This is a genomic window from Bradyrhizobium sp. 141, from assembly GCF_023074055.1.
GTDB lineage: Bacteria > Pseudomonadota > Alphaproteobacteria > Rhizobiales > Xanthobacteraceae > Bradyrhizobium.
Genome location: NZ_JADPKR010000057.1, coordinates 45,905 through 70,620, shown reverse-complemented (window position 1 = coordinate 70,620; position 24,716 = coordinate 45,905). Strand labels below are relative to the sequence as shown.

General features: G+C 60.0%; 24 protein-coding genes and 2 pseudogenes. 21 read left to right on the top strand and 5 right to left on the bottom strand.

Annotated features, from left to right (window positions below):
• Window position 1 precedes the first annotated feature (1 nt).
• The 5 genes from IVA81_RS16610 (at window position 2) to IVA81_RS16590 (ending at window position 4,063) form a co-directional block, all read left to right on the top strand.
• Window positions 2-421: a CopG family transcriptional regulator gene (locus IVA81_RS16610; RefSeq protein ID WP_247319937.1), complete on the top strand. Its 420-nt coding sequence runs from the start codon at window positions 2-4 to the stop codon at window positions 419-421.
• Window positions 422-1,036: 615 nt separating this feature from the next.
• A complete protein-coding gene (locus IVA81_RS16605) occupies window positions 1,037-1,375 on the top strand; it encodes a hypothetical protein (RefSeq protein WP_247319936.1) in 339 nt (112 codons plus the stop codon).
• The gene (locus IVA81_RS16600; protein ID WP_247319935.1) at window positions 1,372-2,088 is read left to right on the top strand and encodes an SDR family oxidoreductase; all 717 of its coding nucleotides are present in this window, start codon (window positions 1,372-1,374) and stop codon (window positions 2,086-2,088) included. Before IVA81_RS16605 ends, IVA81_RS16600 begins: the two co-directional genes overlap by 4 nt.
• Window positions 2,085-3,080, top strand: a complete 996-nt coding sequence (locus IVA81_RS16595) for a nitrilase-related carbon-nitrogen hydrolase (protein WP_247319934.1) — start codon at window positions 2,085-2,087, stop codon at window positions 3,078-3,080. Before IVA81_RS16600 ends, IVA81_RS16595 begins: the two co-directional genes overlap by 4 nt.
• Before the next feature lie 827 nt (window positions 3,081-3,907).
• A complete protein-coding gene (locus tag IVA81_RS16590; RefSeq protein WP_247319933.1) occupies window positions 3,908-4,063 on the top strand; it encodes a hypothetical protein in 156 nt (51 codons plus the stop codon).
• 143 nt (window positions 4,064-4,206) lie between these two features.
• Here the strand turns inward: IVA81_RS16590 and IVA81_RS16585 are convergent, their stop codons facing one another.
• Complete coding sequence (locus IVA81_RS16585; protein ID WP_247319932.1) at window positions 4,207-4,422, bottom strand: hypothetical protein; 216 nt, start codon at window positions 4,420-4,422, stop codon at window positions 4,207-4,209.
• A 1,005-nt stretch (window positions 4,423-5,427) separates the two neighbouring features.
• Between IVA81_RS16585 and IVA81_RS16580 the strand changes: the two genes are divergently transcribed.
• The 15 genes from IVA81_RS16580 (at window position 5,428) to IVA81_RS16510 (ending at window position 20,676) form a co-directional block, all read left to right on the top strand.
• Window positions 5,428-5,988, top strand: coding sequence for a hypothetical protein (locus IVA81_RS16580; protein ID WP_247319931.1), 561 nt, complete (start codon window positions 5,428-5,430; stop codon window positions 5,986-5,988).
• Window positions 5,989-6,139: 151 nt separating this feature from the next.
• Window positions 6,140-7,387, top strand: coding sequence for an MFS transporter (locus IVA81_RS16575; protein ID WP_247319974.1), 1,248 nt, complete (start codon window positions 6,140-6,142; stop codon window positions 7,385-7,387).
• 221 nt (window positions 7,388-7,608) lie between these two features.
• Window positions 7,609-8,823: a TlpA disulfide reductase family protein gene (locus IVA81_RS16570; RefSeq protein ID WP_247319930.1), complete on the top strand. Its 1,215-nt coding sequence runs from the start codon at window positions 7,609-7,611 to the stop codon at window positions 8,821-8,823.
• 538 nt (window positions 8,824-9,361) lie between these two features.
• Window positions 9,362-10,657 (top strand): C4-dicarboxylate transporter DctA, encoded by a 1,296-nt coding sequence (gene dctA / locus IVA81_RS16565; RefSeq protein WP_247319928.1) that lies wholly within the window; start codon window positions 9,362-9,364, stop codon window positions 10,655-10,657.
• Window positions 10,658-11,228: 571 nt separating this feature from the next.
• A complete protein-coding gene (gene trbB, locus IVA81_RS16560; protein WP_247319972.1) occupies window positions 11,229-12,149 on the top strand; it encodes a P-type conjugative transfer ATPase TrbB in 921 nt (306 codons plus the stop codon).
• A gap of 2 nt (window positions 12,150-12,151) precedes the next feature.
• The gene (locus IVA81_RS16555) at window positions 12,152-12,472 is read left to right on the top strand and encodes a TrbC/VirB2 family protein (RefSeq protein ID WP_247278044.1); all 321 of its coding nucleotides are present in this window, start codon (window positions 12,152-12,154) and stop codon (window positions 12,470-12,472) included.
• Window positions 12,472-12,735 carry a VirB3 family type IV secretion system protein gene (locus IVA81_RS16550; protein WP_247319927.1) on the top strand — a complete coding sequence of 88 codons (264 nt, stop codon included), beginning with the start codon at window positions 12,472-12,474 and terminating at the stop codon, window positions 12,733-12,735. The genes IVA81_RS16555 and IVA81_RS16550 overlap by 1 nt, the downstream gene beginning before the upstream one ends.
• An 8-nt stretch (window positions 12,736-12,743) precedes the next feature.
• The gene (gene trbE / locus IVA81_RS16545; RefSeq protein ID WP_247319925.1) at window positions 12,744-15,176 is read left to right on the top strand and encodes a conjugal transfer protein TrbE; all 2,433 of its coding nucleotides are present in this window, start codon (window positions 12,744-12,746) and stop codon (window positions 15,174-15,176) included.
• The gene (gene trbJ, locus IVA81_RS16540) at window positions 15,176-15,910 is read left to right on the top strand and encodes a P-type conjugative transfer protein TrbJ (protein ID WP_247319923.1); all 735 of its coding nucleotides are present in this window, start codon (window positions 15,176-15,178) and stop codon (window positions 15,908-15,910) included. Before trbE ends, trbJ begins: the two co-directional genes overlap by 1 nt.
• Window positions 15,911-15,912: 2 nt before the next feature.
• Window positions 15,913-16,284: a putative entry exclusion protein TrbK-alt gene (trbK-alt, locus tag IVA81_RS16535; RefSeq protein ID WP_247319921.1), complete on the top strand. Its 372-nt coding sequence runs from the start codon at window positions 15,913-15,915 to the stop codon at window positions 16,282-16,284.
• A 3-nt stretch (window positions 16,285-16,287) separates the two neighbouring features.
• The gene (gene trbL / locus IVA81_RS16530) at window positions 16,288-17,520 is read left to right on the top strand and encodes a P-type conjugative transfer protein TrbL (RefSeq protein WP_247319912.1); all 1,233 of its coding nucleotides are present in this window, start codon (window positions 16,288-16,290) and stop codon (window positions 17,518-17,520) included.
• 49 nt (window positions 17,521-17,569) lie between these two features.
• Entirely contained in the window at window positions 17,570-18,250 is a 681-nt protein-coding gene (trbF, locus tag IVA81_RS16525; protein WP_247319910.1) for a conjugal transfer protein TrbF, read from the top strand.
• A 1-nt stretch (window position 18,251) separates the two neighbouring features.
• Window positions 18,252-19,226, top strand: coding sequence for a P-type conjugative transfer protein TrbG (gene trbG, locus IVA81_RS16520; protein ID WP_247319909.1), 975 nt, complete (start codon window positions 18,252-18,254; stop codon window positions 19,224-19,226).
• The gene (locus IVA81_RS16515) at window positions 19,223-20,428 is read left to right on the top strand and encodes a TrbI/VirB10 family protein (protein WP_247319908.1); all 1,206 of its coding nucleotides are present in this window, start codon (window positions 19,223-19,225) and stop codon (window positions 20,426-20,428) included. The genes trbG and IVA81_RS16515 overlap by 4 nt, the downstream gene beginning before the upstream one ends.
• 5 nt (window positions 20,429-20,433) lie before the next feature.
• Window positions 20,434-20,676 carry a DUF2274 domain-containing protein gene (locus tag IVA81_RS16510; RefSeq protein WP_247319907.1) on the top strand — a complete coding sequence of 81 codons (243 nt, stop codon included), beginning with the start codon at window positions 20,434-20,436 and terminating at the stop codon, window positions 20,674-20,676.
• Here IVA81_RS16510 and IVA81_RS16505 read toward each other — a convergent pair.
• The 4 genes and pseudogenes from IVA81_RS16505 to IVA81_RS16490 all read right to left on the bottom strand — a co-directional run bounded on the left by IVA81_RS16505 (window position 20,649) and on the right by IVA81_RS16490 (window position 23,014).
• Window positions 20,649-21,597: pseudogene (locus tag IVA81_RS16505) on the bottom strand (LysR substrate-binding domain-containing protein). The gene IVA81_RS16510 and the pseudogene IVA81_RS16505 sit on opposite strands and share 28 nt — an antisense overlap.
• A 75-nt stretch (window positions 21,598-21,672) precedes the next feature.
• Window positions 21,673-22,305: pseudogene (locus IVA81_RS16500) on the bottom strand (acyl-homoserine-lactone synthase).
• Between the two features lie 76 nt (window positions 22,306-22,381).
• The gene (locus tag IVA81_RS16495; RefSeq protein WP_247319970.1) at window positions 22,382-22,510 is read right to left on the bottom strand and encodes a hypothetical protein; all 129 of its coding nucleotides are present in this window, start codon (window positions 22,508-22,510) and stop codon (window positions 22,382-22,384) included.
• A 192-nt stretch (window positions 22,511-22,702) separates the two neighbouring features.
• On the bottom strand, window positions 22,703-23,014 hold the full coding sequence (locus IVA81_RS16490; protein ID WP_247319906.1) for an autoinducer binding domain-containing protein: 312 nt from the start codon (window positions 23,012-23,014) through the stop codon (window positions 22,703-22,705).
• A 432-nt stretch (window positions 23,015-23,446) separates the two neighbouring features.
• Here IVA81_RS16490 and ald point away from each other — a divergent pair, with 432 nt between their 5' ends.
• A complete protein-coding gene (gene ald, locus IVA81_RS16485) occupies window positions 23,447-24,559 on the top strand; it encodes an alanine dehydrogenase (RefSeq protein ID WP_247319902.1) in 1,113 nt (370 codons plus the stop codon).
• Window positions 24,560-24,716 lie beyond the last annotated feature (157 nt).

Here is a 24,716-nt window from a genome sequence, read left to right as displayed (position 1 = left end):
GGTGAAAAAGATTCAGCTCAGCGTCTACCTTGATCCGCAGACATTCAGAACCCTTGATGTCTTCGCGGAGCGTCGTAGCCAGCCCAAGTCGCTGGTCGCAGAGGCCGCGATCGCCTCGTTTCTTTCGCCTGACGATTCCGACCAACGGGAGGCGGCTATTGCCAAGCGGCTGGATCGGATCGCACGGCTGCTCGAGCGTCTCGAACGCAATGACAGCATCACGCTCGAGACGCTCGCCCTGTTCATTCGCTTCTGGTTGACATCGGTGCCGGCATTACCAGAACAATCCAGTCCAGCCGCTCGCGCCAAAGGCGCCGAACGTTATGATCGATTCGTTGAAGCGCTTGGCCGAAGGCTTTCCAGCGGATCAAGCGTTCTGAAAGAGGTGAGCTTCGATTCGAACGCCGCAATTCCAGAGTAATTCAACAACCGCCGGAGCGGGCGGACGATGCAGGACTACATGGGAATTTGCGAGGGTGCTCGCGCCGAGTACATTTCGGCCGCAAACAACGATAGGGCCAAATCGAACGGAGCGAGCGCGTTAGGTCGGGACCGACAGCAGATATCTGAGGGGTAGCAGGCCGCATGACATGAATGCTGAAATCTGAAGCGAGTTGAGACGAGGTCCGGCCTCCATCCGAGCTGCCGCTCAATGGAGTAACGCTGCTTGCTTGAGCAAGCGGAAGCCTCTCCAGAGTTCTGGAAGGTCTTCTCAATGGTTGCCCTACCAGTTTTTGCGAATTGCATCGCAGGTCCTCTGTGTTAGCAATCCACGTTGTACGGTCTTACTATGCGAACATCCTGTCGAAAAATGCGAGAACTTGCACTGCCCCACACTTCAGCAAACTGGTGCGACGTTATCCGTTTACGTCAGATTGCGATCAGGCAACGCCTGAGACCGCCTGCAATATGTTTTCCACAATTCCAAAGGAACGGAACTAGATCGTCTCCTTTCGATGGAAGGGACAACTGGGCCACGAGAAGCACATTGGCTTGGAGCCGTTTGAATGAGGCCCAATTCCCCCGGATGGCGACGATGGCCAAGCATCCTCACACCAAGATCAATCTGATCCGCTCTCTCGCCTCACGACAAGACGGCGTTACACAAGCAGAGTTGCGCAAGGCCACGGGATGGAAGCTTGTCCCGATGCCCCTGATCGCCAAGCGGTGCGAGATGAAGCTGATTACCAAACGTGAGAAGGGCAACGTCACTCGCAAGAAGGGTAAGATCGCCAGCAAGAGCGGCCACTTCACCACGTACTACATGATTGCGCATGATTCGACCACGGCAGTAGCCGACGCGACTACCGACACAGGAAGCAGAAAGCCTTATCCCTCAATGCATAAGCCAAGCGATGCAGAAAACGCGTCATGAGCCAAAGTCCTGCAGGGCATTGCGCAGCTATCCGGACAGCGAGGCTTGGCTATTGCCGCTTTTCGCGCTGGCTATCCCGCTTCGAAGGAATGCGCGAAACTATTATAGCCCATTTCGATGCCAATGCCGAAATCGCGAAACTCGGCTCGCTCGCGGAAACAACGCAGCAGAGCTTTGACGTCGTAAGCGTCGATTTCCCTAGATCCTATTTCAATGTTCAGAAGGCGTTGCCTCTCGCGCGCAACCTAAACGCGATCGGCTTCACGGCTTCTTTGTCCGATCAGGTCGGAATCGCGGGAACATCGGCCGTATCGGCATCCAAGGCCGCACTCTGCAACTTGACGCGAGCGCTTGGCGCCCAACTGATCCGCCGAAGCGTTCGGGTAAACGCCGAGAGCTCGGGCGTCATCGAAAGCCCGCTGTTTAGGAAGATCGGCATTTCCGAGGCCGGCGTGCAAGACCGCGGAACGGTCCTGCTGGAGCAGATAGCCGCGAAACACTTGGGCAAGCCACGGAAGATCGCGGCGCGTGAGCTTCCTCGCTTTCGGCGACGCATCCTACATCACCGGCATCGACGTGGCTGTCGATGGCAGACGCACACAGCCCTGAGTCCAACAAGCCCTGGCGATGTGCTCGAAGAGCCTCCCGCGTCGTCCTCTACACCAGTCCAGTGCAGCGCTCGGATACTCACAATGAGCAGAAGAAGAGAATGAGAAACATCGTCAAGGCAGCCGCCGTACAGATCAGCCCCGTGTTGTACAGCCGAGAGGGGACAGTCGAGAAGATCACCAAAAAGATTCGCGAATTGGGCAAGAAGGAGGTGCGTTTCGCCACGTTTCCCGAGACCATCATTCCCTACTACCCGTATTTCTCGTTCGTCCAGCCGCCCTTCACGCTTGCCAAGGAGCATCAGAGGCTGCTTGAGCAATCCCTTACGGTACCCTCTGCGGAGACGCATGCGATCGGCGATGCCGCCAAGGACGCCCAAATGGTCGTTTCCGTGGGCGCCAACGAGCGGGACGGAGGATCGATCTACAACACTCAGCTCCTGTTCGATGCGGACGGCACGCTGATCCAGCGTCGCCGCAAGATCACCCCCACCTATCATGAGCGGATGGTCTGGGGCCAGGGCGACGGTGCCGGCCTTCGCGCCGTAGACAGCGCCGTCGGCCGGATCGGCCAGCTTGCGTGCTGGGAACATTATCTCCCGCTGGCAAGATACGCCTTGATTGCCGATGGCGAGCAGATCCACTCCGCGATGTACCCCGGCTCGATCTTCGGCCCTCTTTTCTCCCAGCAAACGGAAGTGAGCACCCGACAGCATGCCCTTGAATCGGCCTGCTTCGTCGTCAGCGCAACCGCATGGCTCAACGCCGACCAGCAAGCCCAAATTGCCAACGACACGGGCGCTGCTATCGCTCCGATTTCGGGCGGTTGCTTCACCGCTATCGTTGCCCCCGATGGTCAATTGATAGGCGAGCCCCTGAAGGAAGGTGAAGGAGAGGTGATTGCGGATCTCGACTTCATCGAAATCGACGGGCGCAAGAGAGTGATGGATGCAAGCGGTCACTACAGTCGCCCTGAACTGATCAGCCTCCTGATCGACCGGACACCTTCTTCGCACGTCCATGAACGGATTGTTCCTCCCAGGAGCGTGGCGACTACCGGCCTTCACCGCGAGGACCGTGCTGCGGACGCCTCTTGAGAGTTATTGGTCCTCGCCGCCCGAACCGGAGATGGCGCATTCCCGCTTCGACCCGAATGGCCGGAGATACAGGTAATCGCCCGAGAGTCACATGCGCAAAGAGAAAGAGCTAGTTTGCAGCAGGGCCATGCGGGCCGCTCGGCATGATCCAGACCGATTCTCTATTGGAGAAATGACTAGCTGCGGAGCCTCGCCAATGACCTTCAGCCTACAGCGCACCTGGTCACTGCAGCGGCAAGTTCGCTTCAGGTGTTCGAACAGTTACGCTGACCGCCGCACGCCCATCCTTGCAGCGCCCCGCCTCGAGATCTGGATGTTGCCTCGATGAGGATCTGCTCATATCGGGAGGCCACATCGTCAGCTCGAGACGGCTCGTCATGGCAGGTCTTTCCGAGTGGCGCCCAACGGCGGTGGGATCAGGTCCAGGCGATCCTCGCCGGGGAAGCTGGCGGCTGAAGGTGAACGCGCACTCAAGCTACGGTGATCTCCATGCAAGGGCATCCAGCATCCTGCGCAACACGAGCGCCCATTCGGGTTAGGAATTTCATGGAGGACGATAAAACCAGATTACTCGCCGAGAAGGTGCCCACGCTTGCGCTCAACGATCCGGACCCAGCCCCGCGGCTTGAGAACTGGGCCAAAGAATACGAAAAACTGTGTCCTGGACCCAGCCTCCAGACGCGATGAAGATTCATAACTGCCGCCGCACGGTGCTCCGGAAGGCGCCGGCACGGTCTCAGTAAACAACCGCAGTTTCGGGGCGCAGTATCCAGGCCTATGCTGGCCGGATGGAGCAATCAGTACTTTTCAGGTGCCCGCGCACGGGCATGAACGTGCAGCAACTGCTGACAGGGCTGGAGCAGATCGGTCCCGATACTCATCTGCCGGTCGTTTGTCCGGCATGCTCCTCGGTCCATTTCGTGAATGCCTCCACCGGCAAGCTGCTCGGCGACCGCAGCGCGGTGAGGGCGGTCGACGGGTGACATCCGGCATGCTCACTCAGTTTGGGTGCGCATCCTTTCCCGGTGTAGTTCGTGTATCGTCCCTGGAAAATCCAGCGCCTTGGAGGGGTGATGCTTGCTGCCGCTGCAGGCGTCGCAGTCGACCTCGCTGCTGGCGCTCTTCGTCAAGCTTCGCCAGCATTGGAGATGGCGCTCACGGCTGGCACGGTGCGGGGCAGCGGCAGCGTGCGTTGAAGATTGCGGCTGGCCGGCGAAGGTTTGCCGAGCTTGGCATCGTATTTCTCGGCCAGCACCAGAAGCCGCTTTCGCGTGAACGGGTCGGCCTTATCGGCCAGATCGCGGGCCCGCTGCGCAAAGCTCCTGTAGAACTCGACATCCATGATGTGCCCTCACTCAACGCTACCAGGATTGCACTTAGGTACATCGACGGCTCCGACGTCAAGGCGAGCAGGGTGGGCCTTTCGCAGAATGTTCTGCGACGAGCCTGTAGCAGCCGATCTGGCGCAAGTAAGCTCGCCGTCGGCAGGGGCAATTCACATGGCAGTCCTCCATCGGATCCGGAAGGGATAGCCGGAGTGCGGGGGGGCGACGAGGACGGGCACAACGAGCGCTACGTCTGCAGCCATAGCGAGGGGGACCCGCTGCGCGATCCACCCGCCTGCCAGTGCGGCCGACAGTTCCCCTGAGGCCTCCTGACAAGTGAGTGGTCGCACTGGGCCAGCAGATACGTTTCAACGGCCGTGGGCCGGGCTCGACGCGCGGCACGCGAACGGTTGTAAGTCCTATCGCACGCTGGTGATGCATGCCGGAAATCGGTGAGGCGCAGGTGTATTTGGTCGCGCGCATGAGCTGGTGCGCTTCTTATGAGGCGCATCACCCCCACAGGGAATAACGCCAGTGCGTCCGCGGGGGTCGTTCGCGACGTCGGGGGCGCGAGGGCGCCATCTAGATTGCGCCTGCGCCTCTTTTTTTGGATCGGTAACTTTGTCGATTTCAAGTAGGGGTGCACGCACCGTCCGCGAAATCGCTCGTCTGTCGGCGACCTGGCTGTCTAGAGGGACAAGAGGCTACGAGACGTCTGGCGCTGATCTTTAGGAGTCCGCCGTTTCTTTCTTTCGGTACGCCAGACTGCGACCAGAATGTCCCCGCGGTTGAAGCGGCATGCGGTCTCGGCCCTTTTGTCGTGCGTCATCGCAGGCGATTCATCCGTTTCGACCGAACATCCAGACCCCGCGCGTGCAAGCGCGGGCGGTGTGCAGTCGCAGAGAGAAGGAAGCTGGAGTATGCAGATTAGCGGCGAGCGCCGGGGAGAACCGAGCTCAAGTCGGAATGAAGCTGAGGTGGACGCGCAGCCGAGTCCAAGCGAAGCTCAGCAGACCAGAAAGATGACGAGTCAACTTTCTGAGTGCATTTTCCAGCGACTCCAAGCCGCGACTGACCGCCCTGGAATGGGCAAGAGCCTCGTCGTCGAGGCTGCTCTTGAGCGCTTCCTGGATCCGGCGCCGCCTATAGAGGGTCTTGTTTACGAGGCGATCGAGCGAACGAATGAGCAGGTGCTCAGTCTGCGGACGGACATCGCGATGATCGCGGAAATAGTGGCTCTCCATGCGCGATACCACCTCACGCTGACGCCGCCGATGCCGCCATCCAAGCAGGACGAGGCGTGCGTACTCGGGCTCGAGCGCTTCAAGGCGTTTGCCGAGCAGGTCGATCGTCGCGTACGGTTTGGCCGGCCCTTGCTGCAGGAGGCAATTGATCGCTCGGGAAATTCCAGCCGATCCGGGTCTGAAATGGGCGGCGGAGCGTCACGCGCCGTTCCACGAGCGCCAGTTGAAGAAGAACGCCACTGTGTGGCCGTCGTAGGTGAAAACTCAGAAGCGTGTGCTGTCGCCGAGGAGGGCGGCAGCAATATTAACTTTCGACAGCTGCCAAACGTCTTGTGTTAAAGCCAGTGGTCGCGTTCCGAGCAACACGCGCAGCGATGCCGCTGGGCTGATATCAGGCGAGAAGCCGGTCAACCGGGGTTGGAGCTGGCGGATCATCTCTTGCGTGTTCCTTCCCTTTGCCGCGGGATATTATCTTTCCTACCTGTTTCGGATGATCAACACGCTCATTTGTGGCCGCCTCGCCTCTGAATTGGAGCTTGGTACGGCCGATTTGGGGCTGTTGGGCTCGATCTACTTTCTGGTCGTTACCGGCAGCCAGATTCCGATGGGCATGCTCTTGGATCGCTTCGGTCCGCGCCGAGTCCAGGGTGCGCTCTTGCTGCTGGCTGCCGCAGGCGCTGCGCTTTTCGGATTATCGAGTGGACTTCTGTCGCTTCTGGTTGCTCGCGCGATGATAGCATTTGGCACCGCAGCTTCCCTCATGTCTGGCCTGAAAACAGTCGTGCTCTGGTTTCCGAGAGAGCGCGTGGCGCTCGTCAACGGTTGTATGATCATGCTGGGTGCATTGGGCGCGGTAACGGCAACTGCACCAGCCGAGGCATTGCTTAACTGGATAGGCTGGCGCGGTCTATTTGAGCTGCTTGCCGCATCCAGTGCCTCCGCGGCCGCTTCGATCTATTTTTTGGTTCCAGAGCATGAGGCAACTGCGAAGAGCCCTCCAGAGACGGTCAGCCTGAAGACCGTCTATACGGATGGACGGTTCTGGAGAATTGCGCCGATTTCTTCAACATGTATCGGATCCGCGTGGGCCCTGCAGTCCTTGTGGGCAGCGTCCTGGCTGAGCGATGTGGAAGGGTTGGACCGAACAAGCCTTGTCACACAATTGCTCGTCATGGCGATAGCCCTAAGCATTGGCGCATTGCTGCTCGGCGTGGTCGCCGATTCGTTGCGCCGGCATGGCAAGGACATTGAAACGTTGCTCGCAATCATAGCTGCTGTGTTCATTGCAGCCGAACTCGCGCTGATATTGCATCCGCCATTCCTGTCCCTACCGTCGTGGATCATTGTGGCGATGGTCGGATCAGCAATCGTCCTCAGCTACGCGATCATCGGAGATTACTTTCCAGCTCAATTGATCGCGCGCGCAAACGGCGTGCTCAACGTTCTGCATTTCGGGTGGGCTTTCCTCGTCCAATACGGGACGGGGTTAATTCTCGAGCAATGGCCGGCAAAGGACGGACACTACCCCTCAATCGCGTATCAGACGGCGTTCAGTATCAATGTTGTGCTGCAGCTGGTCGCCCTGGTCTGGTTCATCGCCCCTTGGCTCATAGAGTTGAAATGGAAATCTGAGATCGCCGTCAAGCGCAAGTCGACGGGCCAAAGCAGGTCAGTTCACGTCGCGATCCCGAGCGCCGAAATGGTTATCCTGGAAACCGATCAAGATGTGGAGTGGTGAACTCGGCCTTCTGCATGGCTTCCCGCCTCGTCGGTCTACAGGCGCTTCAAGAACGTCCGGCCGACTGATTGCCTGAGAAGCTCCAAACAGCTGGTCGGATATGCGACAAGCGTCGCAAGGTCGACAGGAATGATACGAAAAATGCGTAAATACCAATGAGCGATGGCTGGCATGCGACTTGCTATTGTTCTCCGCAGAGCCAGGTAAAGCGAATTTGAGCAATGACCAGTCTGACTGAGAGCGCAAGTCAAGTCGGTGCGGAGAATGTGCTGAGAGTCGGTTCGCCGGCTCCCTCCATCAAAGTTGAGGACTGGCTACGTGGCCATCCCGTTACAACGTTCGAACCTGGGAAAGTATACATCATCGAGTTTTGGGCGACGTGGTGCGGACCATGTATCGCCTCGATGTCGAATTTGGTGATCCTGCAAAGCAAATACAGGAGCAACGGAGTTGAGGTGGTAGGCATCGCGGCTCACGAACAAGCTTCGACGGCAGATGAAGCGCGAGCCAGCTTGGACGCTTGGTTGACGAAGAGCTTGCCAAATCTGAACTTCGCGATCGCATTCGACTACTCCGGCGAAATGAACAAGCTTTGGATGGATCCCAGCTTTTCTGTCGGGATTCCCTCGTCATTCGTGGTCGATCGTGACGGCCGCTTCGCCTTTATCGGCCATCCGACGCAACTCGATAACGCGTTGCCCAAAGTTCTGAACGGCTCCTGGGCAGTGAGCGACGAAGCCAAAGCCCTGGATGCGGAGAGGATAACTACGGGTCGACGCAGAAAGCGCGAACTATCGCAGAAGCGAGCGCTGGTGGAGCCGATCTTTGCCAGACTTGAAGCCGCCATGAATAGTAAGGATTGGGCGGCAGCCCTTTCAGGGGTTGAGGAGGCACTCGCTGCGATGCCGGACGATGTCACCTTCCGTGGGCTTCACGCGGAACTGTTGCTTCACAAGATACGCGACATGCGGGCGGGCCTGGCGGTATTGCGCCAATTGGTTCGCGATGCGATCGACAAGAAATCCGTGGTTTGGATGAGCGTGGCCATCCGCCAACTCTTCGACCCCGCGAAAGACTACTCCGGTTTCCCACATGCCGAGCGCTTTGCCATGGGCAAGGACCTCTCCGAACACATCTTGGCGGCGAATCCGCCCCAAGGCAGCGAGGGCGCGAAGTTCCTCTCGTACGGGGCGGTCGCTCGGTACTATTACGAGACCGGTAACAGGGATCGCGCGATCGAATTGGTCGAGGTGGCGCTGAAATGGCTGGATGCAGCGCCTGCCTCGGATGTAGCGAAACGGGATCTCGTGCAGTGCTCCCTCCACGCCTTGGCGAGCTACAGGAGTGACAAGCTCTGTTACGAGGAGTGTTGTTCGACACCGCAAAACACAGCTCCCGAAAAGCCGCAACCGGGATCGCCAAGGGAGGCAGCGTGAGCAATGCTGCTGGCCATGTCCTCTCGGCCTTGTGGTTTTGCGATCAAAGTCGATGCCTTTGGGAATGTCGGGGCATCACCTGAAGTGAGGATAGGACGAGTGAGGGGTGAACGCAGGCGAGCCGCACCACCACAAGTTCTTTACGGTGAATGTTTCTTCAACGTAGGTCGCGATCCGGCGCGATAGCGGCGAGAATGCCTGTCCAGGTGAAGAGTGGTCGCCGGCTGCTAAAGGTGGCGTCTTATAAGATGCTGGTGGCATCTTCGAACAACTAAAAAAGATAGAAATGGGTGGTGACGCTGATGCATTCCAACTCTCAAGGAAGCTTTCTCAAGTTTTTACCGCTGGTTTCAGAAGGGATTCAGGACTTCGTTTCGCGTTGGCCGCAAGCCCATTCGGGAGAGGCGGCAAACCGTGGCGACGGACGGGGTTGTTTAGAGCGGTCAGTGCCCTGTGCGCGCCGCGCTAAGGGAACACTGAGCGAAGCCGTGCCTTCATTGTCCCCCCTCTTTGGTACCACGGCGCCGGGTCGAGCGTGATGTACAATCACCGCCAGCGCCGCTCTGTCAAAGCCGCCGCCCTGTTCCAGCCATCTCGCCCCTGGTACAATGTACTTTATATCCAGGTACTCATCGCGATCCTGATTGGCGTTCTCGTTGGCTGGTTGTGGCCTGCTGTGGGGACGAACAGCTGGGTCAAAGCGCTTGGTGACGGATTCATCAAGCTGATCAAAATGGTGATCGCGCCGATCATCTTCTGCACTGTTGTGTCCGGAATTGCGCATGTTCAGGATGCACGAAAGGTCGGCCGTGTCGGCGTCAAGGCGCTGCTTTACTTCGAGATCGTGTCAACCTTCGCGCTGATCCTGGGTCTCGTGATGGGCAATCTCGTTCAGGCCGGCCATGGGCTCGCTCCCAGGGCTGATGGCGCGGCGGTAGCCAACTACGTCAAAAGAGCGGAAGGGCAGAAGGCGGTCGATTTCCTCCTCAATATTATTCCGGATAGCGTAGTTGGCGCTCTGGCCCGAGGCGACGTGCTACAGGTGCTGCTGTTTGCCATCCTATTCGGGTTCTCGCTGATGGCGCTTGGCGAGCGGGGTGAGCGGATGCGCAGTCTGGTCGACGATGCTGCACACGCGGTGTTTGGTGTCATTAGGATCGTAATGAAGGCAGCGCCAATCGGGGCGTTCGGCGCCATGGCCTACACTATCGGCGAATTCGGACCGTCCGCGCTCGGTAAACTCATCGGCTTGGTTGCGCTGTTCTACGTGACAGCCGGGCTCTTCGTGATCATTGTGCTTGGTCTGGTCGCGCGCTTGGTCGGTTTTTCTGTTCTAAAGTTCATCGTCTACATCAAGGATGAGCTACTGATCGTGCTCGGAACGTCGTCGTCCGAAAGCGCGCTGCCGCAGTTGATGGAAAAACTCGAACGGCTGGGCTGTTCCAAGCCGGTCGTTGGCCTGGTGGTGCCGACAGGATACTCTTTCAATTTGGATGGGACCAACATTTACATGACGTTGGCGACCTTGTTCATCGCGCAGGCGCTCGGGGTCGATCTCGACTTCGGCCAGCAGCTCACGATACTCGTTGTGGCGATGCTCACCTCGAAGGGCGCAAGTGGTGTTACCGGTGCCGGGTTCGTCACCCTGGCCGCAACGTTGACCGTGGTCAGTCCTGACCTCGTCCCGGGCATTGCGATCGTATTCTCGATCGACAAGTTCATGAGCGAGGTGCGCGCGCTTACCAACATCATCGGGAACGGTATTGCCGCGGTGTTTGTGTCGTGGTGGGAAGGTGAACTCGACCATGTCTCGCTACACGCGCAGCTCAAGTAGATCTGCGATCTCAGCTCGGCCATTGCGGACTAGAAATCACTCTTTGAATGCCTGCATTCTGCGTTGGAAATCGTCGTGCAGTACTAGGCCAGCCTGATTCCAGGGGGAATGGTGCAGGGGCATTACGCTCAGGTGGTGCACCAGACCAGCGTCGGCATTGGTGCCTGCGGCAGCCCGCCGGCTGATATGGTTCATTATCCCGGGTTTGAGCTTCCTCAAAAAGCGGGAGCTCGATCGTGCCCATGCGAGGGAGCGACAGTGGTTCAGGAGAAGCAACGGAGCCTGAGCAAACACCGCGACCGGGAGAGGCGTAAAAATAGTAAGCTCCGGATCATTGGTCATTGCTGATTTCTCGCCTCGCCGCCGAGGGGTCGGCGCGTCAAGCCGGCGCTCTTTTCAAATGTTCCTTTCTCTACGCTAGACTACGAACGGCATATTCCCTTTGTTGCGGTAACACACGACCTATCTTTTATTTGCCTTCAGATGAGGGCGCCGAAGCGGCCTCAGCAGCTTGGGGCAAATCGTGGCGATCCATTCTTTTGATTCAGAAGCGAACTTGCGCGGAGCGCGTATGCTGCGTACCGCGTTGGGGCCCGCCATCGCAGGGTTTTTGGAAGATCCGGCAATCGTCGAGGTGATGCTCAATCCCGATGGCCGACTGTGGATCGACCGACTGTCCAGCGGCCTTACGGATACTGGCAAGAATATATCCCCCTCTGACGGAGAGCGAATCATCCGAGTGGTGGCTCACTACGTGGGTGCCGAGGTTCATCCCGGGAGCCCACGGATTTCTGCCGAGCTGCCCCAGACGGGGGAGCGCTTTGAGGGGCTGCTGCCGCCGGTCGTTGCCGCGCCAACATTTGCGATCCGAAAGCCGGCGGTCGCCGTGTTCAGCCTCGAGGATTACGTCGCAGTCGGCGTCATGACGCCGGATCAGGCCGGTGCATTGAGGGATGCAGTTTGCGCGCGCAAGAACATTCTGGTCGCCGGCGGCACCTCGACCGGCAAGACGACACTGACCAATGGCCTTCTCGCCGAGGTGGCTAAAACGACTGACCGTGTAGTTCTCATCGAAGATACGCGCGAGCTTCAGTGCTTGGCGCCAAACCTCGTGGCGCTCCGCACGAAGGACGGCTTGATCTCGCTCTCCGACCTGGTCCGTTCGTCGCTTCGTCTGCGCCCCGATCGAATTCCCATTGGTGAGGTGCGCGGAGCCGAGGCGCTCGATTTGCTCAAGGCCTGGAGCACAGGACATCCGGGCGGAATCGGCACGATCCATGCCGGAACGGCGCTCGGGGCGCTACGCCGACTCGAGCAGTTGGTCCAGGAAGCTGTTGTCACAGTCCCCCGGCCGCTTATCGCCGAAACAATCAACGTGATCGCGGTGCTCAGCGGCCGCGGCGCCGAACGCCGCTTGAGCGAGCTCGCCCGCGTCACCGGCTTAGGAGTATCAGGTGATTACAGCCTTTCTGCAATTGGAGACCGGTCATGACGATGCCTTCATCCCTCCGCCGCGCCAGCATTCCGGCCACGGCAATTGTGACCCTTTGGCTGAGCAGTATCCCGGCTTGCGCCGCTGGCTCAAATATGCCGTGGGAGCAACCGCTCAACCAGATTTTGCAATCGGTCGAGGGTCCCGTCGCCAAGATTATCGCGGTCATCATCATCATCGTGACCGGGCTCTCGCTCGCATTTGGCGACACGTCTGGTGGCTTTCGTCGCCTGGTTCAGATCGTGTTCGGTCTGTCCATCGCCTTTGCGGCATCAAGCTTCTTTCTGTCTTTCTTCTCCTTCGGCGGCGGCGTGGTGATCTAATGGAGGAGCCTGTCGCAGGCTTTATCGCGCCCGTGCATCGTGCGCTCACCGAGCCTATCCTGATGGGCGGTGCGCCGCGTGCCGTGGCGATCGCCAACGGCACGTTAGCGGCGGCACTCGGTCTTGGGCTGCGCCTGTGGGTTGCCGGCCTTTTCCTCTGGTTCGTCGGCCACATGGCCGCCATCTGGGCCGCAAAACGCGATCCCGATTTCGTGGAAGTCGTGCGCCGGCACGTCCGTATTCCAAGCCACCTCAGGTCCTAGAGTTGCCTATGATGAATCTTGCCGAATATCGCCGTTCAAACACGCGCCTTGCCGACTTCCTGCCTTGGGCGGCCCTGGTCGATGAGGGCATCATTCTCAACAAGGATGGATCCTTTCAGCGAACGGCCCGGTTCAGAGGGCCGGATCTCGACAGCTCAGTGTCTGCCGAGCTGGTTGCTGTCGCAGGCCGCCTCAACAATGCGCTCCGTCGCCTCGGATCGGGGTGGGCCGTCTTCGTCGAGGCGCAGCGGCATTCGGCAGGACGCTATCCGCCTGATACATTCCCGGACGTCGCCTCGGCGCTGGTGGATGCGGAGCGGAAAGCGCAATTCGAGGAGGCCGGCAGCCACTATGAGTCGAGCTACTATCTGACTTTCCTCTATCTGCCTCCGGCAGAGAGTGCGGCCGTGGCGGAGCGCCTGCTGTACGAGGGCAGCCATCGCGCTGCGGGAGCGGATGCGCGCGAGGTGCTTGCCGGCTTTGTCGACCGGACTGGCCGCGTCCTGCAGCTCGTCGAGGGTTTCATGCCGGAATGCGGTTGGCTTGATGACGAGCAAACGCTGACCTACCTGCATTCGACGGTCTCGACCAAACGGCACCGTGTGCGCGTGCCAGAAATCCCGATGTATCTCGATGCGTTGCTGGCCGATCAATCGCTGGTAGGCGGTCTTGAACCCATGCTGGGCGAAGCGCATCTGCGCGTTCTGACGCTCGTGGGTTTCCCGACTGCGACCACGCCCGGGATTCTCGACGAGCTGAACCGGCTGGCATTCCCGTATCGCTGGTCGACGCGGGCGATCATGCTCGACAAGACAGATGCCACAAAGCTCCTCACCAGGATCAGGCGGCAATGGTTTGCCAAGCGCAAGTCGATCGCCTCGATCCTGAAGGAGGTGATGACGAACGAGGCCTCCGCGCTTTTGGATACCGATGCCCACAACAAGGCGATGGATGCGGACAGTGCGCTCCAGGAATTGGGTTCGGATCAGATCGGCGAGGTCTTCGTCACGGCAACGGTCACGGTCTGGGACAGGGATCCGCGCGCAGCCGACGAAAAGCTCCGCCTCGCCGAAAAGGTCATCCAGGGCCGGGACTTCACATGCATGGCCGAGACGGTCAATGCCGTCGAAGCCTGGCTCGGCAGCCTGCCGGGACAAACTTACGCGAACGTCCGCCAGCCGCCGGTCTCGACCCTGAACCTCGCCCATATGATCCCGCTATCTGCGGTATGGGCCGGAGAGGTGAGGGATCACCACTTCAAGGCGCCCCCATTGTTCTTCGGTAAGACTGAAGGTTCCACGCCATTCCGGTTTTCTCTGCATGTCGGAGATGTCGGCCACACGCTGGTCATCGGACCCACGGGCGCCGGCAAGTCGGTCCTGCTGGCGCTCATGGCGCTGCAGTTCCGCCGCTACAGCGCGGCGCAGATCATTGCGTTTGACTTCGGCGGCTCGATCCGCGCATCGGCCATCGCCATGGGCGGCGACTGGCATGATCTCGGCGGCGCGCTCGATCCGTCAGAACTCGTCGCCCTCCAGCCGCTCGCGCGCATCGACGATCTCGGCGAGCGAGGCTGGGCATCCGACTGGATCGCATCGATCCTGTCGCGCGAGCGGATCGAGGTCACGCCTGAGACCAAGGATCATGTCTGGTCGGCGTTGACCTCGCTCGCCTCGGCGCCGGTTGCCGAGCGGACGCTGACTGGGCTCTCCGTTCTCCTGCAATCCAACGCTCTCAAGCGCGCGCTGCAGCCCTACTGCCTCGGTGGGCCATACGCGCGGTTGCTGGACGGCGAGCACGAAAGGCTGGGTAAAGCCTCCGTCCAGGTGTTTGAGACTGACGGATTGATCGGGACCTCTGCCGCGCCCGCAGTTCTGGCCTATCTGTTTCACCGGATCGAGGACCGCTTAGACGGCCGTCCGACACTGCTCATCATCGACGAAGGCTGGCTCGCGCTCGATGATGCCGATTTTGCCGGCAAGCTCCGCGAATGGCTCAAAACGCTTCGCAAGAAGAACGCCTCCGTCGTTTTTGCGACCCAGTCGCTCGCCGATATCGACGGCTCCAAAATCGCGCCTGCCATCATCGAGAGCTGCCCGACCCGGATCCTGTTGCCAAACGATCGCGCCATCGAGCCGCAGATCATGGCGATTTACCGGCGCTTTGGGCTGAACGACCGCCAGATCGAGATCCTCGCCCGCGCCACCCCCAAGCGACACTATTACTGCCAATCTCGACGCGGCAACCGCCTCTTCGAGCTCGGACTTGGCGAAATCGCGCTCACCTTCGTGGCCGCCTCGTCCAAAGCCGACCAGGCTCTCGTCGATCGGGTGCTTGCCGAACACGGAAGGGACGAGTTCGTCACCGGTTGGCTCAAGGCGCGCGACCTCGGCTGGGCCTGCAATCTCATTCCGCAGCTCGCCCAACAAGGAGCGCTCTGATGAACCGCATCCGGCCGATTCTGGCGGCAAGTATCATCGCCATGACCATGATCCAATCGCCCCGCGAAGCGAAGGCGCAGTGGATCGTGTTCGATCCCAACAACTACGTTCAGAACGTGCTGACGGCCGCGCGTGAGCTGCAGCAGATCAACAACCAGATCACTTCGCTCCAGAACGAAGCGCAGATGCTGATCAACCAGGCGAAGAACCTGACGAGCCTGCCTTATTCATCGTTGCAACAGCTCGAGCAGTCGATTCAGCGCACCCAGCAGCTACTCTCGCAGGCGCAGCGGATTGCCTACGACGTCCAGCAGATCGATCGCGCGTTTTCCACCACCTATGCGCCGGCATCCGCGAGCATGTCCGATGGGCTCCTGGTCGCAAATGCCCAAACACGCTGGCAGAACTCAGTTGCCGGGCTGCAGGACGCCATGAGGGTCCAAGCGAGCGTTGTCGGCAATCTCGACGCCAACCGCACCCAGATGTCCGCCCTCGTGACGGCGAGCCAGGGCGCAGCGGGGGCGCTCCAGGCAAGTCAGGCCGGCAACCAGCTCCTTGCGCTGCAAGCCCAGCAGCTTGCGGACCTTACGGCGACTGTTGCCGCGCAAGGTCGCGCACAGACGCTCGAATCCGCCCAGCGGGCTGCAGCGCAGGAGCAGGGTAGGGAGCAACTGCGGCGCTTTCTCAGCCCGGGCCAAAACTATCAACCGACAACCGTGCAGATGTTCCACTGATCATGAAAATACGATTTGAACGACTACCTGTCGCGGCAGCAGCTGGTCTTGCTGTCCTGTTGGTTGCCGCCTGCGCCATTCGCCTGCGCACCGACGAGAGCGCGACCCAGTCTTCCGTCTCTCTGGCCTCAAAACCGGATGTGACTGCAGCAAAGCTCGAGCAATGCCGTACCGTCACCTACGAGCAGAAAGATGCTCTGCTTGAATGCCAGAAGATCTGGGCCGAGCAGCGCAATCAGTTCTTAGGCGGAAGCAGGGCAATTGATGGTTCGGATAGCCGGACCGGCGCGGCGCCATTCCCCTCTCCAGTCCCGCGTAAGGACGAAAGTCGCCTCCCGTCCGGCTTTTCCTCCATTCCGAGCCAACGCGAGTGAGCCATGGGCGGCACGGGCGTCATCGACCAGTTTCTGGAAACCTTTACCCGCTACATCGATTCCGGATTCGGTCTCGTCGGGGGCGAAGTTGGATATGTCGCCACAACGCTGGCTGCAATCGACATCACCCTGGCTGGCCTGTTCTGGTCGTTCGGAACGGACGAGGACATCATCGCCCGGCTGGTCAAGAAAACCTTGTTTGTCGGCGTCTTTGCTTACCTGATTGGCAATTGGAATAACCTCGCCCGGATGGTCTTCGAAAGTTTTGCGGGGCTAGGTCTGAAAGCCTCAGGGACAAGCCTTTCGTCAGCAGATTTCCTAAGGCCGGGCCGCATTGCGCAGGTAGGCCTTGATGCAGGCCGGCCGATCCTGGACTCCATCTCTGGGCTGATGGGCTATGTCAGCTTCTTTGAGAATTTCGTGCAAATCGTGGTCCTGCTGTTTGCTTGGATCGTGGTGCTGCTCGCGTTCTTTATCCTGGCGATCCAGCTGTTCGTCACCCTCATCGAATTCAAGCTGACGACACTTGCCGGCTTCGTCCTGATCCCCTTCGGCCTGTTCGGCAAGACCGCTTTTGCGGCCGAACGGGTGCTGGGCAATGTCATCTCATCGGGGGTCAAGGTTCTGGTCCTTGCCGTCATCGTGGGCATCGGATCGACCCTGTTCTCGCAGTTCACGGGCGGCTTTGGCGGCAACCAGCCGACCATCGAGAATGCGATGGCACTTGTCCTGGGCGCGCTCGCCCTCTTGGGCCTTGGCATCTTCGGCCCCGGTATCGCCAATGGCATCGTCTCCGGAGGTCCGCAGCTTGGCGCAGGCACCGCTGTCGGCACGGGCCTCGCTGCCGGTGGGGTGATCGCGGCAGGAGCTGGCGTTGCCGCCGGCGCTGCAGGTCTTGCTGCAGGCGCGATTGCGGGCTCGCTGCGCGGTGGAAGCGCGATTGCAAGTGGCGCGACGAACATGTTGCGGGCGGGAAGCTCCGGCGTCGAGGCGAGCGCGCCAGGCGCGGCAAGTCCCTTGCGTTCGCTCGCAGCCGGCCTTGGGCGAGGGGCTGGTCAAGTCGGTCAGGAGGAGGGGGGCTCCTCGGCCGCGCCCGACAGTCCGCCAGCCTGGGTTCGGCGTATGAAGCGGGCGCAGACCATCCAGCATGGAGCATCAGCGACCACGCACGCGGTTCGGTCAGGCGATCACGGCGGGAGTGGCGCATCGGTCGACCTCTCACAAGACAATCGCTGAGTTCGCTGTCTCTCCAAATCCATTTCCAACCACGCCTTGAGGTCCACAAATGTTCAAACGATCGGCCGTTCACTATGGCCGCACGCCGGAGCCGGTCACGCCCTATCAACGCGCAGCTCAAGTCTGGGATGACCGCATTGGTGCAGCACGAGTCCAGGCCAAGAACTGGCGGCTCATGGCATTCGGTTGCCTGTTCCTCTCCGCGGGCTTTGCTGGAGCTCTGGTTTGGCAATCAGCCCATGGCACGATCACGCCCTGGGTGGTTGAGGTCGATCAATTGGGTGAAGCGAAAGCAGTTGCCCCTGCAAATGCTGCCTACCAGCCGACGGACCCTCAAATAGCGTTTCACCTGGCGCGCTTCATCGAGCACGTCCGCGGCCTGCCGATGGACGCGATTGTCCTCCGCGAGAACTGGCTGCGTGCCTACGACTTCACGACCGATCGCGGCGCCGCCGCGCTCAACGACTATGCCCGCAACAACGACCCCTTCGCCAAGCTCGGAAAGACGCAAATCGCGATCGAGGTCTCGAGCGTCATCCGAGCCTCGCCTGAGAGCTTTCGCCTCGCCTGGATCGAGCGCCGCTACGACAACGGCCAACTTGCCGCAACGGAACGGTGGACTGCGATCCTTACCATCGTCGTGGAAATGCCTCGCGATCTGGATCGCCTACGCAAAAATCCCCTTGGCATCTACGTCAAGGCGATCAACTGGTCAAAGGAGCTCGGCTAACATGCCGTCAGGTCTCGTTATTGTGTCACGAAAAGTGCGGCCGTGCTTGCCTCTGGCTCTTCTGGTCTGTGTCTCGACGCTCGGCGGCTGCACGACCTTCAGGCCGCCGCAAATCAGCTACGACAACGAGCTCCCGCCGGCACCGGACTTGCCGGCGCTTGCCGATGATCACCCGCGACCGCTGCATGTGCCGCCGGCCTGGAAGGCTGCACGAGGCGGCAACAGCGCGGAGGCCAAGGTGCCTGTCGAGCGCATCGAAACCGCAAATGAGGCTGCACGCGTGCAGCCTCGCAAAGCCGGCTACTACAATGCGGTGCAAGTGTTTTCCTATAGTCCGGGCGCGCTCTACCAGATCTATACCGCGCCGGGGCAAATTACGGACGTTGCCCTCGAGCCCGGTGAGCAGCTGATCGGCTCAGGACCGGTCGCCGCAGGCGATACCGTCCGCTGGGTGGTCGGCGACACCGAGAGTGGCAGCGGCGACACCCGCCGCGTTCACATCATGGTCAAGCCCACCCGTCCCTCGATCGAGACCAACCTCGTCGTCAATACTGATCGCCGTACTTACCTGATCGAGCTTCGCGCCAAAGAAAAGCCCTATATGCCCTCGGTCGCCTGGTTCTATCCGGCGGATCGTGGCGGGCGAACGCGAGCTTTACCGCCGGCACCCTTTATTCCGGACCTGCCGGCGCGCCGCTACCGCTACGCCATCGAGGGCGACAGCCCACCTTGGCGTCCCGTCAACGCTTATGATGATGGCCGAAAAACCTACATTGAATTCTCCCCCGGCGTCAGTCAGGGCGAGATGCCGCCGCTCTTCGTGATCGGGCCCGACGGCAAAACCGAGATCGTCAACTACCGCGCTTACGGAAATGTGCTGATTGTTGACCGGCTGTTCGCGGCCGCGGAACTGAGGCTGGGCGAGGAGCGCCAGCAGAAGGTCAGGATCGTGCGAACCGACGGGAGGTCGCTTTGAACGATACTGACCAGGCAATCGATACACCAAAGGAAGCGCCTCGGGGCAAGCCGCCGGAAGAGATCGCCGAAACCCTGCGGCTCCGGCCGGATCGGCCAAAAGTTACGCGCCTCTCGCGGAAAGTCCTTATCGGCGGCAGCGCCCTTGTGTTCGCGCTGATCACTGGCGCGGTGCTCTGGGCGCTGCACGAGAAACGGTCACGTACTTCAGCGCCCGAGGAGCTTTACGCGACCGACCACCGCAATATCGCCGATCAGCTTGCGACCTTACCAAAGGATTACACCGAGATCCCGAAGGACGTGCCGCGCCTGGGGCCGCCTTTGCCGGGCGATCTCGGCCGGCCGATCGTCGCAGCACAGGGATCTTCGACGTCCAGCTCGCTCGGTATCGATGCCGAACAGCAGCGTATCAACCAGGAGAGCGAGGCAGCACGGACCAGCAAGGTATTTGCCAGCACCAATGTCCGGCCACAAGCCCCTGCCACTTCATCGAGCGAAGCTCGTTCAAGCGCCGCGCCATCATCGGACGAAGCATTTGCTCAGAATGGCCAAGACCGAAAGCTCGCGTTCGTCAGTGCAACGGTCGATCGCCGAACGACAAGCTCCGATCGCCTTGTGAGGCCGGCTTCGCCTTTTGTCGTTCAGGCCGGAACGGTCATCCCGGCCGCTCTGATCACAGGAATCCGGTCCGACCTGCCTGGCCAGATCACGGCGCAAGTCACAGAATCGGTGTACGATTCTCCTACCGGTCGAGCTCGCCTTATCCCCCAGGGAGCAAGGCTGATCGGGAGCTACGATAGCCAGGTCGCATTTGGGCAGTCGCGCGTGCTCCTGGTCTGGACGCGCCTTATCATGCCGAATGGGAGATCGATTGTTTTGGAACGGCAGCCCGGTGCAGATGCGGCAGGCTACTCTGGTCTTGAGGACGAAGTCGACAATCATTGGAAGGAATTGTTGGGGGCCGCCGCTCTTTCGACGCTGCTTTCCGTCGGCACGGAGGTGAATTCCGGGGCGGATAACGGCAATACCAACAACGATCTCATTGCCGCCCTCCGCCGTGGAGCTGGGGATTCGATCAATCAAACAGGCCAGCAGGTGGTCCGCCGCAATCTCAACATACAGCCGACTTTGACGATCCGTCCGGGATTTCCGGTGCGGGTGATCGTCAACCGTGACCTGATGCTCGAACCGTATAGAGGTTGAGGACGATGGCAAAGCTTAAGCTCGGAGCAATCGAAGACGACAAGCCGATCAAGATTACGCATGAACTGCCCGCGAGCGTGCACAGGGATCTCGTGGCATACTCCCAGATCCTTGCACAGGAGACCGCTCACCCGATCGGAGATCCGGCCAAGCTTATCGCGCCCATGCTGGCCCGGTTCATGGCGGCCGACAGGAGCTTCCGGAAAGCGCGCCGCGCGCGTCAGCGACCGATCGAAGGCGAGGAATAGCGCTCGGAGAGTAACATCAGGAATTCCTGCAGGGCCGGGTCTCACTGTCGGCGTGCCAATAGGCAGAAAACTCGAATCGGCTCGCACCCGCGCCATCGCGCAGCTCTCGGTAGACACCGCCAAATTCGCGCCTTTGTCGGACTCGAGCACGAGGCTTATTCCTGTGTTCATGCTGATCAGGCTTTTGATGATGCCGCGACTGACGTCGTGGCGCTCGATTTTTGGGCGGACCTCAGGCGAGACGAGCTTGGAAACCAGAAGATATTCGAGCTCCTTTCCGGGGTCGTAGTGGCTGAGCAGCACCGTCTCGCCGCGCAGGTCGGTCCAGCAGACAGTCTCGGCGCGAACTGAGAGGATGGTCATGAGGCAAGGCAACGAGAACACGCTCGCTCCACAGAGACATGGCTTTAGTGTCCAAAAACGGCAAGCTCCCCGTGACGATCAGGAGATCAAGCGCTCCGTTGCGGAGTGCCGCTGCTAAACGTGTTCTTGATCGTTCAACCTCGCAAGCGCGATCTGCGGGAACCGCTCCTTGAACTCAAGTAAGGAGGCTTGCAGATTGCCGGCCGAAAGCGATGTGCAGAAACCGACGCTCAGACGGCCGGTTTCGCTGTTGTGAACGGATCGCGCGGTTGCGATGAGTGGGTCGAATTCCTCCAGGATGGTCCTGGCCAATCGAAGGACGTCGCAGCCGGGCCGCGTTGGGCGCACACCTCCGCTGAAGCGCTCGAAAATTGGAACGCCCAAGTGGTGCTCAAACTCGCTGATTGTTCGGCTGAGGCTCGATTGTTGGGACCTCAGCAACTCGGCGGCTCCACGAACGCTCCCGCAATCGGCCGCAGCCACGGCCGATCTCAGGTGTTTCAGTTCGAGCGCTTTACTGGCTTGAAGTGACGGTCGTGTTCGACGTGGCTTGTGCATCGCAAGTCTTGAGAGAGAAGAGCGGCCTTCCGCACCAATCTAGTGCGATGCTGCGATTGGGTTTGCTTCCAGAACCTAGGCAGCCGCTTGAATGACCGGAGCCCAGAGCGCCGGTCCCGAGATGTGCCCCGCCTTGCGGATGCGGTCCAACGCATCGGGCGAGACCTCCAGATACCCGGCAACCGCCATGGTGTTTCCGAGAGGGCGAGCTTTTCCCACTCTGCGAAGGGGCCATCCGGCCCGGCGAAGAATGCGCTCCATGCGGGCGTCGGTCACAGTGACGATTTCGATCAATTCAATGGAAAGGCCGAATTCAATCATACCCTCAAACAGCTCGTAACTGGCAGCAGCAAGTCCGCAGCTCGCCTTCGGCGCATCCGCGGGAACATCGAGCGCGAATCGGCTGCTCTCCCAGATCCGATCGCTTCGTGGCGCCGGCTGCCCGTCCAGCAGGATCGGAAGGTGTCCCTCAGCATGGTGGGACCGGTCGAAGGCAAAAGTCGGACGCAACCTTGAATACGTCCGGCTCCCGAGCGGTTCAGTAGATGCACCGGTCGAAGGACGTCAAACTCGTCGACTTCCATGTCGCCGCTGACCTCGACGGTCCAATCCAGGCGCTGCTTGAAAACGCGGTAGCGCAGCCGGTGCATCTCGGCGAGACCGTTGGAGGAATTCCCCGTAGTATTCCGGCGTGATGAGCTGCATCATTTTTGCCTCCCTGCTTCGTTTCGGCAACTAAGGAGAGAGGCCTAGGCAAACGCATCCTGTGCAGTTCCACAGGTGTTTATGGAAGGCCGGTGTTTAATTTTCGAGATTTTGTTTCGGTCAACAGCACGATCGCTTGACGAAGCGAGCTGACACCGAGCTTCGCACGGGCGTTGTCCAGGTGAAATCCCGCAGTTCGCTCTGCGATGCCGAGAATGATCCCGATCTCCCCAGCCGATTTACCGCGCGGACCATTCGAGACACTGGTACTCGCGAGGAGGCAGCACCACGCCGCCGATCATGCGATCAATCGTCCAGAAGCATTTTGCATGCTCATGGAAAACGTTGCGATTAATCGCAGGCTCTGGGCGTGCTCGACAAGCGCGCGCTCGAAACCAGTTCAACGCTCGTCACTTGCAAAGCTCAGCGCGGCGATTGCGCCCTTGTCATCGTGGATAGGAAATGTAGACCCGCAGCGAATCCCAAATTTTTCGGCTTTTTCGAACAAAGCGCGTTCGGACTCCGACCGATTTCGCGCTTCAAATCCAAGCCCCCATCGGAAGGGCTTAGGCTGGCGCATTGCCCGACGTACCACCGGATCGACGGATTCGTAGCCGCGCTGCAGATAGATGGCGGTCCAGGAGGGGGGATATGTCGAGATCGGTTGGGAGCACTGCCTGGCTCGCGGGGAAGAGCGAGATATGCGAAGCACGACAGTTTGAGCGCAGCGGCGACCTCAGCCATGCTCTGCTGAGCTGCGTCTCGATGCGTGCTTTCGGTCAATCGTTCAGCAAACCTTTGAAAAACCCGATCCATCTTTGATGAATCCGCGGGCCTCCCTCGCAAGCGCTACTCGTGCTAGCGAATCGAGCATCGCTGCGAATGAGGCAAAACAACGAAGAAGTCGATCCAGTCCGGCGTAGATCAATCCTGATCACGAGCGCCTGGTTTGGCTGCCGGGGCCGCATCAGGTCTTGCCACCCTGTGGTAGCATCCCTGCCAACTCGGCGGTCTTCGGTCGTCTGTTCGAAATCCTGCAAACAGGCAGGGAAGATCGCCGGATTACTGCGCTATTTGGCTTCTCGGCTCGCAGGTTTGTACCGCTCTTCCGATTACAACGAGCTGCTCACCAAGGAGATTGCAAATGAAGGTCGGCGTTCCCAAGGAAATCAAGACGCACGAATACCGCGTCGGCCTGACGCCTGGGGCCGTCCGCGAATACGTTGCAGCTGGCCACAGCGTATTGGTCGAGAGCAATGCCGGCGCCGGGATTGGCGCGACAGATGATAACTACCGCAAAGCTGGCGCGACGATTGCGACCTCTGCTCGCGAGGTATTCGCGTCGAGCGAAATGATCGTGAAAGTCAAGGAGCCACAGCCCTCCGAATGGACGCAGCTTCGAGAAAACCAGATCCTCTTCACTTATCTGCATTTGGCTCCGGATCCGGAGCAGGCGAAGGGTCTCATGAAGTCTGGCTGCACCGCAATTGCCTATGAAACTGTGACCGACGCGCACGGTGGCCTTCCACTGCTTGCCCCTATGAGCGAGGTTGCGGGAAGACTTGCGATTGAAGCCGCGGGTGCGGCGCTGAAGCGGTACGCGGGCGGACGGGGATTGCTGATTGGCGGGGTACCGGGCGTGCCACCCGCTCGCATTGTGGTGATCGGCGGGGGCGTTGTCGGCACTCACGCTGCACGGATGGCGGCAGGCTTGGGCGCTGAGGTCACGATCCTCGACCGTTCGATTCCCAGGCTTCGCGAACTGGATGAGCTGTTCGAAGGACGAGTACGTACGAGATTCTCGACGATCGCCGCCGTTGAAGAAGAGGTATTTGCGGCGGATGTTGTCATTGGTGCCGTTCTCGTTCCTGGCGCGAGCGCGCCGAAACTGGTCAGCCGCGGTATGTTGAGTTCGATGCGCAAAGGCTCCGTGATCGTGGACGTAGCGATCGATCAGGGCGGATGTTTCGAGACATCGCGGGCGACGACACATGCCGATCCAACCTATGAGGTGGATGGCGTTATCCACTATTGTGTCGCAAACATGCCGGGAGCTGTGCCGCTCACCTCAAGCCAGGCACTCAACAACGCTACGCTGCCTTTTGGTTTGGCTCTCGCCAGTAAGGGATTTGCAGCTGTGCTCGAAAATCCGCATCTGCGCGCAGGCCTGAATGTCTATCGGGGCCGGCTAACCTATAAGGCTGTCGCCGAGAGCCTTGGTCTTCCCTTCTCGCCGATCGAACAGGCTGCGGCCTGATCCTAGAGGTCCCCTACGGGACGTTTCGTCGCAGACTTGGGCCGCTCATCAGAGTGGCCCTTTTTGTGTGCCGAGTATGAGCGACAGCTTGGAGGTGGAAGTCCTCTCTCCAACTTGATTGACGGCGAAGGCTTAGCCAAGCGCAAGGGCGTCAACG

Bases quoted from the DNA above. Each gene is read 5' to 3' on its own strand.
- IVA81_RS16605 (WP_247319936.1), top strand. From the start codon at position 1,037: ATGGCCAAGCATCCTCACACCAAGATCAATCTGATCCGCTCTCTCGCC.
- IVA81_RS16600 (WP_247319935.1), top strand. From the start codon at position 1,372: ATGAGCCAAAGTCCTGCAGGGCATTGCGCAGCTATCCGGACAGCGAGG.
- IVA81_RS16595 (WP_247319934.1), top strand. From the start codon at position 2,085: ATGAGAAACATCGTCAAGGCAGCCGCCGTACAGATCAGCCCCGTGTTG.
- IVA81_RS16590 (WP_247319933.1), top strand. From the start codon at position 3,908: ATGAACGTGCAGCAACTGCTGACAGGGCTGGAGCAGATCGGTCCCGAT.
- IVA81_RS16585 (WP_247319932.1), bottom strand. From the start codon at position 4,422: ATGGATGTCGAGTTCTACAGGAGCTTTGCGCAGCGGGCCCGCGATCTG.
- IVA81_RS16580 (WP_247319931.1), top strand. From the start codon at position 5,428: ATGACGAGTCAACTTTCTGAGTGCATTTTCCAGCGACTCCAAGCCGCG.
- IVA81_RS16575 (WP_247319974.1), top strand. From the start codon at position 6,140: ATGATCAACACGCTCATTTGTGGCCGCCTCGCCTCTGAATTGGAGCTT.
- IVA81_RS16570 (WP_247319930.1), top strand. From the start codon at position 7,609: ATGACCAGTCTGACTGAGAGCGCAAGTCAAGTCGGTGCGGAGAATGTG.
- dctA (WP_247319928.1), top strand. From the start codon at position 9,362: ATGTACAATCACCGCCAGCGCCGCTCTGTCAAAGCCGCCGCCCTGTTC.
- trbB (WP_247319972.1), top strand. From the start codon at position 11,229: ATGCTGCGTACCGCGTTGGGGCCCGCCATCGCAGGGTTTTTGGAAGAT.
- IVA81_RS16555 (WP_247278044.1), top strand. From the start codon at position 12,152: ATGCCTTCATCCCTCCGCCGCGCCAGCATTCCGGCCACGGCAATTGTG.
- IVA81_RS16550 (WP_247319927.1), top strand. From the start codon at position 12,472: ATGGAGGAGCCTGTCGCAGGCTTTATCGCGCCCGTGCATCGTGCGCTC.
- trbE (WP_247319925.1), top strand. From the start codon at position 12,744: ATGATGAATCTTGCCGAATATCGCCGTTCAAACACGCGCCTTGCCGAC.
- trbJ (WP_247319923.1), top strand. From the start codon at position 15,176: ATGAACCGCATCCGGCCGATTCTGGCGGCAAGTATCATCGCCATGACC.
- trbK-alt (WP_247319921.1), top strand. From the start codon at position 15,913: ATGAAAATACGATTTGAACGACTACCTGTCGCGGCAGCAGCTGGTCTT.
- trbL (WP_247319912.1), top strand. From the start codon at position 16,288: ATGGGCGGCACGGGCGTCATCGACCAGTTTCTGGAAACCTTTACCCGC.
- trbF (WP_247319910.1), top strand. From the start codon at position 17,570: ATGTTCAAACGATCGGCCGTTCACTATGGCCGCACGCCGGAGCCGGTC.
- trbG (WP_247319909.1), top strand. From the start codon at position 18,252: ATGCCGTCAGGTCTCGTTATTGTGTCACGAAAAGTGCGGCCGTGCTTG.
- IVA81_RS16510 (WP_247319907.1), top strand. From the start codon at position 20,434: ATGGCAAAGCTTAAGCTCGGAGCAATCGAAGACGACAAGCCGATCAAG.
- ald (WP_247319902.1), top strand. From the start codon at position 23,447: ATGAAGGTCGGCGTTCCCAAGGAAATCAAGACGCACGAATACCGCGTC.